Origin of the sequence: Neorhizobium populisoli (assembly GCF_019430945.1) — a bacterium.
Classification (GTDB): Bacteria; Pseudomonadota; Alphaproteobacteria; order Rhizobiales; family Rhizobiaceae; genus Neorhizobium; species Neorhizobium populisoli.
In genome coordinates this window covers 117,094-129,074 of the sequence record NZ_JAHYCB010000008.1, presented here as the reverse complement: position 1 = coordinate 129,074, position 11,981 = coordinate 117,094, and the positions used below count along the sequence as shown (strand labels likewise).

Genomic DNA, 11,981 nt, shown 5'->3' with positions numbered 1-11,981 from the left:
GCCTATGTCTTCCACGACTGGGCCGACCCCGAATGGGCCGACCATGCCCGGGCCAGCCACCAATGGCCCGGTCGATGACATGCCGGATGATGGCATCAAGCTCGCCATCCGCCGTTTCATCGGCCGCGTCGTCGCCGTGGTGACGACGCTGCTCGGACTGCTTTTCTTGACCTTCTCGATGGGGCGCCTGCTGCCGGCCGATCCTGTTCTGGCAATCACCGGGCCGGAGGTTAGCAAGGAAGTCTATGACCGGGTCTTCAAGCAGCTTGGCCTCGACCAGCCCGTCTACATCCAGTTCGTCAGTTATGTGAAAAGAGTGCTGACCGGCGATCTCGGCGTGTCTGCGATCACCGGTCAGCCGATCGTCACGGACCTGATGTCGGTCTTTCCGGCAACGATCGAGCTGACGATCGTGGCGATGCTGGTCGGCACCATCGTCGGCGTGCCGCTCGGCATTACCGCCGCGGTAAATCGTGGCAAGCCAATCGACCATGCCGCCCGCATCATCGGCCTTGCCGGCCATTCCATCCCGACCTTCTGGATGGGCCTTATGGCGCTGTTCATCTTTTATGCGAAGCTGCAATGGGTCGGCGCATCCGGCCGCATCGATGTCTATTACGAAGGCATCGTTACCCCGGTCACCGGCTTCCTGCTGCTCGATTCCGCCATGGAAGGCAATTGGGACGTTTTCCAGAATGCGCTTGGCCATATCATCCTGCCCGGCGCGATCCTTGGCTATTATTCGGTGGCCTATATCAGCCGCATGTCGCGCAGCTTCATGCTGGAACAGCTCAGCCAGGAATATATCATCACGGCGCGCGCCAAGGGGCTTGCCTCCCGCCAGGTGATCTGGCGCCACGCCTTCCGCAACATCCGCGTACAGCTGCTGACGATCATGGCGCTGACCTTCGGCGGCCTGCTTGAAGGCGCGGTGCTGATTGAAACCGTCTTCGCCTGGCCGGGTCTCGGCCAATATCTCACACGCGGCCTGCAGATGAACGACATGAACGTCGTGATGGGCGCGGTGCTCACCATCGGGATCGTCTTCCTGATCATCAACATCACGTCGGATGTCCTCTACCGCATCCTCGACCCGAGAACACGGTGACGAAATGACGATGCCAATCTCACACCCCCGCCCCACGCCACCGGGCCTGCGCGGCTGGCTTCTGGCACCGGAGCCGAAAGGCACGTTGCATGCGCTCTTGCAGCAATTCTACCAAGGCTGGCTGAAGTTCCGCGAACACCCGCTCGGCGTCGTCGGCCTGGTGGTCATCCTGATCCTCATCGTCACGGCCGCCGCGGCGCCCCTGCTCACCCAATACGATCCGGTCGCCCAGAACATGGCGATCCGGCTGGCGCCGCCTTCCTGGGAACACCTTTTAGGCACCGATAATTTCGGCCGCGACGTCTTCTCCCGCATCATCTACGGGGCGCGGACGACGCTCGACATCATCATCCTCGTGACGATCATCGTCGCGCCGATCGGTCTTCTGATCGGCACCTGCTCCGGCTATTTCGGCGGTATCGTCGATGAAGTGCTGATGCGCATCACGGACATCTTCCTGTCCTTCCCGGGGCTTGTCCTGGCGCTCGGTTTCGCAGCAGCGCTTGGCCCCGGCATCACCAATGCGATCATCGCTATTTCTCTGACCGCCTGGCCGCCGATCGCTCGCCTTGCCCGCGCCGAAACGCTGAGCCTGCGGCAGATGGATTATATCGCCGCCGTGCGCCTGCAAGGCGCGTCCTCGGGCGCCATCATCCTGCGGCATATCCTGCCGATGTGCATTCCCTCCGTCATCGTTCGCGTCACGCTCAATATGGCCGGCATCATCCTGACCGCCGCCGGCCTCGGCTTCCTCGGTCTTGGCGCCCAGCCACCATGGCCGGAATGGGGCGCGATGGCCGCCACCGGCCGCGAATTCATGCTCGACAGCCCTTGGGTGATTGCCGCACCCGGTCTTGCGATCGCTGCTGTCAGTCTTGCCTTCAACCTCGTCGGCGATGCCCTGCGCGACGTGCTCGACCCCAGAGGTGGCGAATGACCGAACCGTTGATCGACGTCCGAAATATGGAAATCTCCTTCGCCCACGGCTTCGTGAAAGCTGTGCGCGGCGTAAGTTTCCAGCTCGGCAGGGAAAAGCTTGGCATCGTCGGCGAATCCGGCTCGGGCAAATCCACCGTCGGCCGGGCGATCATGCGGCTCCTGCCGCCGACCGCAAAGGTGACCGCCGACCGGATGACCTTCCACGACACCGACCTCCTTGCCGCCAGCGAGAAGCGGATGATGGAAATCCGCGGCAAGCAGATCGGCCTCATCCTTCAGGACCCGAAATATTCGCTGAACCCGGTCATGCGAGTTGGCGAACAGATCGCCGAGACCTATCGCCTGCATTATCCGAAGGTGGGCAGGAAGGCAGCGGAGACGAAGGTGCTGGAAATGCTGGAAGCGGTAAAAATCCGCGATCCGCAACGCGTCTTCCGCCTTTATCCGCACGAGGTTTCCGGCGGCATGGGTCAGCGCATCATGATCGCCATGATGCTGATCGCCGAGCCGGAAGTGCTGATCGCCGACGAACCCACGTCAGCGCTCGACGTGACGGTGCGGCTCGACGTGCTGGCGCTGCTCGATGAACTCGTGTCCCGCCGCAATCTCGGCCTGATTTTCATCAGCCACGACCTGAACCTGATCCGCAAATTCTGCGACCGGGTGCTGATCATGTATGCCGGGCGTGTCGTCGAGGTGCTGAAAGCGTCCGAACTCGACAATGCCCAACACCCCTACACGCAGGGCCTGCTCGCCTCGCTGCCATCCATCGAAAACCCGCCGGCGCGCCTGCCGGTGCTGACGCGCGATCCGTCCTGGCTCACGCAACCGACGATCGGAGCATGATCATGATCGACGTCGAAAACCTCACCATCCGCTTCGGCCCGCGCTCTCCGCTCGTGGTCAAGGGCGTCAGCTTCAGCGTCGAACGCGGAAAATCCTTCGGCCTTGTGGGCGAATCCGGCTGCGGCAAATCCACCGTGTTGCGCGCCATTTCCGGCCTCAACCGCAACTATGGCGGCCGGATTTCGCTGGACGGCAAACCGCTGGAGCCGGAACGCAGCAAAGCCTTTTTCCGCGATGTTCAGATGGTCTTCCAGGACCCCTACGGATCACTGCATCCCCGCAAGACGGTTCGCTCCCAGCTGATCGAACCGCTGCGCAACCAGAACCTGCCGATCAAGGAAAACGCAGTCGCGGACGTGTTGAAGGCAGTCGGTCTCGATCCGAGCCTCGGCTACCGGTTTCCGCACCAGCTTTCCGGCGGCCAGCGGCAGCGTGTGGCGATCGCCCGCGCGCTGATCCTCGATCCGCCGGTCTTGCTGCTCGACGAACCAACTTCGGCACTCGACGTCTCAGTCCAGGCGGAAATTCTCAACTTGCTGGCCGACCTGCAGAAGGAACGCGGCTTGACCTATCTGCTCGTCAGCCACGACATGGCGGTCATCGCCCATCTGTGCAGCCGCGTCGCAATCATGAACGGTGGCGAGATCGTCGAAGAAACCGGCATTGACCAAATCCGTTCCGGCCATGTCCAACACCCCTATTCCCAACGACTTCTCTCCGCCAGCCGCGCCTACGGCAAGCAGGAAATGCGCCCAGCCGAGATCATGAGCTCGGCCTGATCCCAACGACACGCCCGACGCCGAGGCAGCGGGCACAGCCGTTCCGAAACATCCTTTTGTTCACCCCTGAACCGGGAGCCTGAAGCCATGCCCAATTTTTCCGTGACCCCCGAAATGCTCGCCAAATCCGTCCTCTCCGTCCCGCCTTTGGCACGCAAGACGGATTATTCACTCGATCGCGAAGGCAACCGCAAGATCCTCGCGCATCTGGCTCAAGGTGGCGTGACGACAGCGCTCTATGGCGGCAATGCTAATCTCTACAATATCTCGGTCAAGGAATTCGCCGAGATGGTCGAGATGCTGAAGGAAGTCGCTCCCGCCGGGACCTGGCTCATTCCCTCGGTCGGTCCGGATTATGGCAAATCGCTGGACCAGATTGCCATCCTGAAGGAGCATGACGACATGCCGACGGCGATGGTCCTGCCGCTGAATTTCCCGGTGACGTCCGCAGGCGTCGCCACCGGCCTGCGCCGCATCGCCGATGCCTATGGCCGGCCGATCATCGCTTACGTGAAATCGCTGGATTACATCTCCGCCGCCGATCTTGCGGCCGTCGTCGCCGATGGCGCGATCAGCGCCATCAAATATGCCGTCGTGCGGCAGAACCCGAAGGAGGATAGCTACCTCTCCGAACTGATACAGAAAGTCGGCCGCAAGATGATTATTTCCGGCATCGGCGAACGGCCGGCGATCAACCACCTGATGGATTTCGGCCTGCAAGGCTTCACTTCCGGCTCGGTCTGCGTCGCGCCCGCCATGTCCACCGGCATCCTGAAGGCCTTGAAAGCCGGAAATGTCGCAGAAGCCGAGCGGCTCAGGGCTTTCTTTATGGGATTGGAGGATCTGCGCGATGGCGTCTCGCCGCTCCGCGTCCTGCATGAGGCGGTAGCACTCGCCGGCATCGCCAATTGCGGCCCGATGCTGCCGTTCCTCGCAAATATCACCGATGTCAAAGTGCTGGCCGCGATAACAGAAGCCTCGAAAGAACTGCTGGCGGCGGATCGCGCTTATCAAGCTAGATGACCAAGGATGGCGTAAGATACCCGACGCTAGGGGCAATTTGGACGACAGGGAAGTAGCCCGGCCTGCCTGTTTTCGAGTAAGGTACCGTCTTCAGATACGCGCCGCAGGAACCGCGCGAACGTGTGCCCCTGATTTGGCCCGTTCGCTCAAGCTCGTCCGTCCTGGGCATCACGAAAAACGGAACGACAAAGGGCGAAACGATCACCGGCACTGGCGAACAGGACATCCTGATCGACAAGGAAGGCAAAGACATTATCTACTATAAAACGAGCGGAAAAGTTTGGTACGACGCCGACGGAAATGGATCCGGCTAAGCCGTGCAGTTCGCGCTCTTACACAAGAACCCTAATCTGGCGGCAGCCAGTTTCGATATCGCGGGGTGATACAGAGCTCAGCTGCAGATCTTCGACCAGCAGCTGAGCTTTAGCTTGCCGTCGACGTCAAACGGCGCATCTGGAAGACGAATAAAAAGAAGGCGGTCTTCACCGAACCGAAGCGGATGCGCAGAGATGTCTGCGCCCCGCATTGCTGCAATTGCGTAATAATCGAAAGTGTGTGCGATCAGATACTTAAGACGCTCAGCGTTCGCATGATACCGCGCAGTTCTGCCAGACCTTTTAGGCGGCCGATGCAGGAATAGCCGGGGTTTACCTTCTTGCCGATGTCGTCGACGATGGCGTGCCCGTGATCGGGGCGCATGGGAATCTGATCGTCGATCCGGCCTTCCCCCTTTCGTCGTTTTTCTTCCGCCATCAGCGCCATGACGACGCGCACCATATCGGTATCGCCATCCAGATGCTCTGCCTCGTGGAACGAGCCATTCCCTTCCTTTGAAACGTTACGCAGGTGCGCAAAATGAATGTCCGGGCCAAATTCCTTCGCCATGGCGACAAGATCGTTTTCCGGATTGGCGCCGTAGGAACCAGTACACAGCGTAATGCCGTTCGAGGGCGACTTTGCCGCTGCCAGCAGCGCCCGCGCATCAGACGCCTTGCAGACGACGCGCGGCAGGCCGAACAGAGGGAATGGCGGATCGTCCGGATGAATCGCCATCCTTACTCCGGCCTCCTCCGCGACGGGGATTATTTCCCTTAGGAACGCGAAGAGATTCTCGCGAAAACCACCTTCCTGCAGTTCCTTATAGACATCCAGCATGCGGTTGAGGCTCTGCCGGTCGTAGACGAATTCGCGAGCCGGGACCCATTCTATGAGATTGCGCTCCAGTCTGGCGAGATCGCCTTCACTTGCCGTCTTCAGCCAGGCTTCTGCCATAGCGATACGGTCAGCCGGGTGGTCGGTATCGGCGCCAGGTCGCTTCAGCATGAAGAGATCATAGGCGCAGAATTCGACGACATCGAAGCGAAGGGCGGTGCCGCCATGCGGCATCTCGTATTCGAGATCGGTGCGCGTCCAATCGGTGATCGCCATGAAATTATAGCAGACCGTCTTGATGCCTGCCTTTGCGACAGCGCGGATAGACGCTTTGTAGTTTTCAATCAGCTCGCGATAGCGGCCGGTGCGGGTCTTGATATCCTCGTGGACGATGATGCTCTCCACCACCGACCATGTGAGGCCCGCCTCCTCGATGATCGCCTTGCGTTTGGCGATCTCGTCGTCCGGCCAGGCACGGCCATCGTTGAGGTGATGAAGCGCGCTGACAATGCCGTTCGCACCTGCCTGTCTCACATGCGAAAGCTTTACCGTGTCGTCCGGTCCGAACCAGCGCCAGGTCTGTTCCATTATCGTGTTACCTTGTTAGAGACGCATGCCGCTGGCGGCGTCGAAGATATGGCTGTTTGATGGCAGGAGCGTCAGACTAAGCACTTCGCCGGATCTGATGAGGAGCCGCTCGCGCAGCTGGGCGGAAACCTTCTGGCCGTCGATCGTGCCCTGCACAAAGGTTTCCGAGCCGGTCGGCTCGATATTGGTAACGGTCATGGGAATACCGTCTCCGCCTGTCGAGATCGTCAGATGCTCGGGGCGGATGCCATAGCTGACGGCGGTGCCCGGAGCCACGGATGTTTCCGAACCGAGCGGAAGGCGGACGCCGTTCTCAGTCACCACAGACTTGCGATCATCCGCGACCTTGGCGGCGAGGAAGTTCATCGAGGGCGAGCCGATGAAGCTCGCAACGAAGGTGTTGACCGGGCGGTCGTAGAGATCGAGCGGTGCCCCCACCTGCTCGACGATGCCATCCCGCATCACCACGATCCGGTCGGCCATGGTCATGGCTTCGATCTGGTCATGGGTGACGTAGACGGTGGTCGTCTTGATCCGGGCGTGGATATCCTTGAGTTCGGCGCGCATCTGCACGCGCAGCTTGGCATCGAGGTTCGACAAGGGCTCGTCGAACAGAAAGACCTTCGGATTGCGAACGATGGCGCGGCCCATGGCGACGCGCTGCCGCTGGCCGCCGGAAAGCTGTTTCGGGTAACGCTGGAGATAATCGGTAAGGCCGAGAATGCGGGCGGCATCCTTGACCCGCTCGGCGATTTCTTCCTTGGATTTCTTGGCGAGCCTGAGCGAAAAACCCATGTTCTCGGCGATCGTCATGTGTGGGTAAAGCGCGTAGTTCTGAAAGACCATGGCGATGTCACGGTTTTTCGGCTCGACCTCGTTGATGACGCGACCGTCTATGCGGATCGTGCCGCCGGTGATTTCCTCCAGGCCGGCGATCATGCGCAAAAGCGTGGACTTGCCGCAGCCGGAGGGGCCGACGAGCACCACGAAAGCGCCGTCCGGCACTTCGACAGACACGCCCTTGATGGTTTCGAAGTCGCCATAGGCTTTGCGGACGTTCTGGATTTCAACGGAAGCCATGTTCTTATCCTGAAATTCGAGTGGTCGACATCAACTGGTCTGCGGCGTGAATGGCTGCGAGCAGGCTGAGGCCGGTGTGATAACCGGGGTCGAGGTCGGGCGTCGCCGGCACGAAATCGACCGGCCCTTCCTTGGTTATCGTCTGGTAGGCGATCGGTGGCGTGCCGCGCCAGTATCGTCCAAAAAAGGCTGCGTGGGCGGTTTTCCAGACGCGTAGGCTTTCGTCACTTCCGGTGCGTGTGTGGGCGAGCGCCGCCGAACGGATCGTTTCCGGCAGCGACCACCAGGGGCAATGCGGGCTTTGCGCTTCGCCCGAGGCAATCGATACCGTGAGCGTGATGCCGGGGCCGACAAACCCCTTGTCAAAGGAGGAAACGAGAATGCGCTCCAGTGTCCCGATCAAGGCCGGATCGGCACTGTCGTCGAGATAGTCCAGCGCAAAGCCGACGAATTCGATACCGTGGCCGACATTGCAACTATCCTCACCTGGCACGTTGCGCAGCATCCCGCTCTCAGCATCATAATGCCGGTCGATGACATGGGCGATGAAACGGTCGGCATAGGTGAGAGGCGCCTTATGGCCGAAGCGCTTCAACATGCCGGCGGCACCAAGCAGGATCATGCGCGGGCCAAAATCGTCCGCCTGCATGGCGAGACTGTCGAGTGAGAGGGGGCGACGTTCGTCCATCTGGAATCGGCCGGTCTCGATCGCGGCGATCACCCGATCGAAATAAGCGAGGTGATCGGCGAGGTCCGGCAAGCCGTAGCGGCTTGCGGCAGCAACCAGGCCTTTGGCGACGAAGGCATCCGAATAGGAGTAGATCAGCTCGGGTTTTTCCTGAGCGTGAACCGTTCCGGCAGCATCCGCATAGACGGCATTCATATCGCCACCGTAGCAGAAATAGGCGTGCCCATCCGGGTTCTGCAAGCCCGCCAGCAAACCGTAGAGACGCCGACCCGCGACGTCCAGCTTTTCGGCCAGCGGCGGCAGTTCCTGTTCAAAGAACTCGGCATGGCCGACCAGCGCTTCGAGCCCGCGTCCCTGGATCCAGCCATATGTAAAATCCGGCCCGCGGGTGCCGTCTTCCAGGCCATAGTCCTTAAGCGTCAGGCTGTTCTGCTTGGTGTTGAGGAACCCGCCGCCAAGCATTGGCCGTTGCAGCATCCAGTAGAGCGTGCCGGCATTCGCCGCGGCATAGGTTGTGCGCGCGTCGTCAAAAAACTCCATCGCCGTCACTCCTTGAGGCCAGTGCTGGCGACACCCTGCACGAAATTACGGCGCAGGATGACGAAGAGCAGGATCGAGGGAATGAGCACGGTGGCGGAGGCAGCACTCAGGCGGCCGAGATCGACGGTAAAGCCGGTCTGGAACAGCGCAAGGCCCACTTCGATCGTATAACTCGACCTCGTCGTCGTCACGATCATCGGCCATGCGAAAGCGGTCCAGGCCTGGAAGAAGGCGAGCACGGCCAAAGCTCCGAGCGCTCCGCGCAGGAGCGGCAGAACGATGCGGAAGAAAATCCAGAACTCCCCGGCGCCGTCGATGCGGGCGGCTTCCAGGAGTTCGTCCGGAATAGAATGGATGACGTTCTGGCGGATCAGGAAGATGCCGAAACTCATGACCAGATAACCGATCAGCAAACCCCAGACGGAATTCAGGATGCCGAGGCTTTTTGCCTGGAAATAGAGCGGGATCATGTAGACTTCGAACGGCACGATCGCGGTCGCAAGGAACAGCGCAAAAAGCACGTTCATCGTTTGAAAGCGGAATTTTCCGAAAATATAACCGGCAATCGAGGACGTCGCGACGATGGCGATCGTCGACATCACGGCAAAGGCAATGCTGTTGCCGATCCAGCGCAAAAGCGGCGTATCGCCCAGCACCGCCTTGAAGTTTGCAGTGGTCGGATCATTCGGGATGATGGTCGGCGGCCAAGCCAGCATCTCCGCAGGCGTCTTGAACGCATTCGCCACCAGGAAGACGAGTGGCAGCAGCATGAGGACCGAGACGATCATCAGGAAAATGTCGATCGCCAGATTGTTGAGCCGTTTCTTGCGTCGAAGGCGCAGGCCTTCGGCGAGTTCTTCGGCGGTCGGCTCCACATGGTGCATGGCTTTACCCGTCACATCTTTAGGGGTCATGTCCTGCCCCTTTCCCGCAGCATGGAGAACTGGATCAGCGTCAACCCCAGCACGATGACAAGCAGCACGACGGCCTCGGAAGCTGCATATCCGACACGGTAATTGCGGAAGCTGTTTTCCAACATGTCGAGAACCAGAACCCTTACCTGCCGGCCAGGCGCGCCCTGCGCATCCGACGCGAGTACGAAAGCCTGGGCATAGACGTTGAAGCCGGAGACGAGCGTTACGACCGAGACGTAAAGCGTGATCGGTTTCAGCATCGGGATCGAGAGGTACCAGAAGCTCTGCGGGCCCGAGGCGCCATCGAGCTTAGCGGCCTCATAGAGCGAGACGGGCAGGTTCTTGAAACCGACGATATAGATCAGCACCGCATATCCCAGCGCCTGCCAGGAGCAGAGGATGATGATGCAGATGACCGAGAGAACCGGATCGAACAACCAGTTCTGCATGGGAATACCCAGGAAACTCAGGAACGCATTGAGAGGCCCGAGACGGGCGTCGAAAATCCACTTCCAGGCCATGGCCGCCGGAACAAGCGACACGACATGCGGAATGAAGACGGCGGTCTCATAAAAACCAGCCATTTTCGACCGCGTACGATGGAAGATCAGCGCCGCGATGATCAGCGCCATCGGGATCGTCAAGAAGAGTACGCCGAAGGCAATGATCGTCGTATTGACCAGCGCGTCGAGAAACAGGTGGTCTCCCATCAGCTCGCGAAAATTCGCGAGCCCGATGAATGGCTTGTTCTTCGACAGGATATTCCACTGGAAAAGGCTGAGCCTCAATGTATCGGCGATCGGATAAAGCCGCACATAGGCGAAGATCGCCAAGGTCGGCAGGATCGCCAGCATCGCAAAGATGAATCTTTTGCGCTTCAGCATGCGTTTGACCTGTAGACAAACGGGTTCGGCCGCCAGGCGGGTCGGACCCTAATCCTCGTAAAGTGTCTCGGGGCGACAATGAACAATTGTGCCCCGAGCCGATGATGTTGGCGAGAGCGCCGGCGATTACTTTGCCAGCAGGCCTTCGCGGTCGAGGATGGTGTTCACTTCGTCGCTCGTCTTCTTCAGGAAAGCGTCGATCTTGGCATCGTCGGTCGCAAGCGAGGCGTCACCGAAGGCAACGACGAGCTGGGCGGCAACGCGGGTGAGGATTTCTTCGATCGGGCCGATCGACGGCAGGGTGAAGAACTTGTAGCCCTGCGGATAATCGACGAAGGCCGCGAAGGCCGGCTGTTTGGAGGTGACGGCTTTGTAGTCGATACCCGAACGGTTCGGCAGCCAACCGACATTCTGCAGCAACCAGACGAGGTTTTCCGGCGTGTTGGCCGCCTTGGCAAATTCCCAACCGATCTTCGAAGCCTTGGCATCGCCTGCAACATAAAGATTGGTCGGCAGCGCGATGGAACCGGTCGGCAGCGGGGCGGCCGCGTATTTCAGGTTGGGCGCCTTCTGGGCGATATCGCCGATGACCCAGGATTCGCGGATGAACATGGCGGTCTGGCCACGCTCGAAAGCATCGGCATCAGCCGGTATTTCGGGCGTTACCGCTTTTGCCGTGAAGACGAGATCGAGATACTGCTTCAGCGCCTTGCGGCCGGCCTCGTTGGCGAAATTGGTCTTCCACTTGCCGTCGCCGGCCGGAACGAGGATCGCGCCGCCATATTGATGCATGTTGGTCCAGAACTTTTCCGCTATGCCCTGGCCGCCGCCGGAAAGACGCAGGCTCCAGCCGGAGACAGTCGCCTTGCCCGAAGCATCGCGCTGGGTCAGCTTCTTGGCATATTCGGAAAATTCTTCCATGGTCTTCGGCGGAGCGGTGAGGCCGGCAGCCTTGAACATGTCCGTGTTGTAGAAAAGCGAGCCCTGGCCACGGAACAGCGGCACGCCGTAGATCTTGCCGTTGCTGCCTGCGATATCGCTGAAGAACTTGTCGAAATTCTTCGGGTCCTTGACGAAGGTCGAGATATCGGCCGGCGCTTCCGGCAGGAGATCGTTTTCAAGGTAACGGGTCGCGGTCGAGCCGGAAAGCTCGATGAGGGTAACGCCGTCCTGGCCGCCGCCGGTCAGGCCGAGCGCGACGCGCTTTTCATGCTCGCGAAGCGCAATCGCTTCCACCTTGACCTGCAGGTCGGGATGGGCAGCCTTCATGCCGTCGGCAACATGCTGATAGAACGGCGCCATTTCCGGATAGCCGCTCCAGACTGTCAGCGTCTCGGCCGAGGCTGCCGTGATACCGGTGAGAAGCGTAGCGGCGAAAGCTGTGCTCATCAGCAGTGCGCGCGTGGAAATCCTGATCTTCACTGATGCGTTTTTCATAAC

Annotated in this window: 11 protein-coding genes; 5 read left to right on the top strand and 6 right to left on the bottom strand. The window is 60.2% G+C overall.

Annotated elements, in window-relative coordinates; translation table 11 throughout:
* Nucleotides 1–4: 4 nt before the first annotated feature.
* From KX729_RS22760 to KX729_RS22740, 5 genes are all read left to right on the top strand, one after another.
* The gene (locus KX729_RS22760) at nucleotides 5–1,108 is read left to right on the top strand and encodes an ABC transporter permease (protein WP_376776042.1); all 1,104 of its coding nucleotides are present in this window, start codon (nucleotides 5–7) and stop codon (nucleotides 1,106–1,108) included.
* 10 nt (nucleotides 1,109–1,118) lie between these two features.
* Nucleotides 1,119–2,045: a nickel transporter permease gene (nikC, locus tag KX729_RS22755; protein ID WP_246617776.1), complete on the top strand. Its 927-nt coding sequence runs from the start codon at nucleotides 1,119–1,121 to the stop codon at nucleotides 2,043–2,045.
* Nucleotides 2,042–2,893: an ABC transporter ATP-binding protein gene (locus KX729_RS22750; protein ID WP_219744777.1), complete on the top strand. Its 852-nt coding sequence runs from the start codon at nucleotides 2,042–2,044 to the stop codon at nucleotides 2,891–2,893. Before nikC ends, KX729_RS22750 begins: the two co-directional genes overlap by 4 nt.
* Before the next feature lie 2 nt (nucleotides 2,894–2,895).
* Nucleotides 2,896–3,672, top strand: a complete 777-nt coding sequence (locus KX729_RS22745) for an ABC transporter ATP-binding protein (protein ID WP_219744776.1) — start codon at nucleotides 2,896–2,898, stop codon at nucleotides 3,670–3,672.
* Between the two features lie 87 nt (nucleotides 3,673–3,759).
* Nucleotides 3,760–4,695, top strand: coding sequence for a dihydrodipicolinate synthase family protein (locus KX729_RS22740; protein ID WP_219744775.1), 936 nt, complete (start codon nucleotides 3,760–3,762; stop codon nucleotides 4,693–4,695).
* A gap of 561 nt (nucleotides 4,696–5,256) precedes the next feature.
* Here the strand turns inward: KX729_RS22740 and uxuA are convergent.
* From uxuA to KX729_RS22710, 6 genes are all read right to left on the bottom strand, one after another.
* On the bottom strand, nucleotides 5,257–6,435 hold the full coding sequence (gene uxuA, locus KX729_RS22735) for a mannonate dehydratase (RefSeq protein ID WP_219744774.1): 1,179 nt from the start codon (nucleotides 6,433–6,435) through the stop codon (nucleotides 5,257–5,259).
* 15 nt (nucleotides 6,436–6,450) lie between these two features.
* Complete coding sequence (locus KX729_RS22730; protein WP_219744773.1) at nucleotides 6,451–7,515, bottom strand: ABC transporter ATP-binding protein; 1,065 nt, start codon at nucleotides 7,513–7,515, stop codon at nucleotides 6,451–6,453.
* Between the two features lie 4 nt (nucleotides 7,516–7,519).
* The gene (locus tag KX729_RS22725) at nucleotides 7,520–8,743 is read right to left on the bottom strand and encodes an AGE family epimerase/isomerase (RefSeq protein WP_219744772.1); all 1,224 of its coding nucleotides are present in this window, start codon (nucleotides 8,741–8,743) and stop codon (nucleotides 7,520–7,522) included.
* Between the two features lie 5 nt (nucleotides 8,744–8,748).
* On the bottom strand, nucleotides 8,749–9,657 hold the full coding sequence (locus KX729_RS22720) for a carbohydrate ABC transporter permease (protein WP_376776041.1): 909 nt from the start codon (nucleotides 9,655–9,657) through the stop codon (nucleotides 8,749–8,751).
* Nucleotides 9,654–10,541 carry a carbohydrate ABC transporter permease gene (locus KX729_RS22715; RefSeq protein WP_219744771.1) on the bottom strand — a complete coding sequence of 296 codons (888 nt, stop codon included), beginning with the start codon at nucleotides 10,539–10,541 and terminating at the stop codon, nucleotides 9,654–9,656. Before KX729_RS22715 ends, KX729_RS22720 begins: the two co-directional genes overlap by 4 nt.
* Before the next feature lie 126 nt (nucleotides 10,542–10,667).
* Nucleotides 10,668–11,978: an extracellular solute-binding protein gene (locus KX729_RS22710; RefSeq protein WP_219744770.1), complete on the bottom strand. Its 1,311-nt coding sequence runs from the start codon at nucleotides 11,976–11,978 to the stop codon at nucleotides 10,668–10,670.
* Nucleotides 11,979–11,981: the final 3 nt, after the last annotated feature.

Coding starts and splice junctions, on each gene's coding strand:
- KX729_RS22760 (WP_376776042.1), top strand. CDS start 5: ATGTCTTCCACGACTGGGCCGACCCCGAATGGGCCGACCATGCCCGGG.
- nikC (WP_246617776.1), top strand. CDS start 1,119: ATGCCAATCTCACACCCCCGCCCCACGCCACCGGGCCTGCGCGGCTGG.
- KX729_RS22750 (WP_219744777.1), top strand. CDS start 2,042: ATGACCGAACCGTTGATCGACGTCCGAAATATGGAAATCTCCTTCGCC.
- KX729_RS22745 (WP_219744776.1), top strand. CDS start 2,896: ATGATCGACGTCGAAAACCTCACCATCCGCTTCGGCCCGCGCTCTCCG.
- KX729_RS22740 (WP_219744775.1), top strand. CDS start 3,760: ATGCCCAATTTTTCCGTGACCCCCGAAATGCTCGCCAAATCCGTCCTC.
- uxuA (WP_219744774.1), bottom strand. CDS start 6,435: ATGGAACAGACCTGGCGCTGGTTCGGACCGGACGACACGGTAAAGCTT.
- KX729_RS22730 (WP_219744773.1), bottom strand. CDS start 7,515: ATGGCTTCCGTTGAAATCCAGAACGTCCGCAAAGCCTATGGCGACTTC.
- KX729_RS22725 (WP_219744772.1), bottom strand. CDS start 8,743: ATGGAGTTTTTTGACGACGCGCGCACAACCTATGCCGCGGCGAATGCC.
- KX729_RS22720 (WP_376776041.1), bottom strand. CDS start 9,657: ATGACCCCTAAAGATGTGACGGGTAAAGCCATGCACCATGTGGAGCCG.
- KX729_RS22715 (WP_219744771.1), bottom strand. CDS start 10,541: ATGCTGAAGCGCAAAAGATTCATCTTTGCGATGCTGGCGATCCTGCCG.
- KX729_RS22710 (WP_219744770.1), bottom strand. CDS start 11,978: ATGAAAAACGCATCAGTGAAGATCAGGATTTCCACGCGCGCACTGCTG.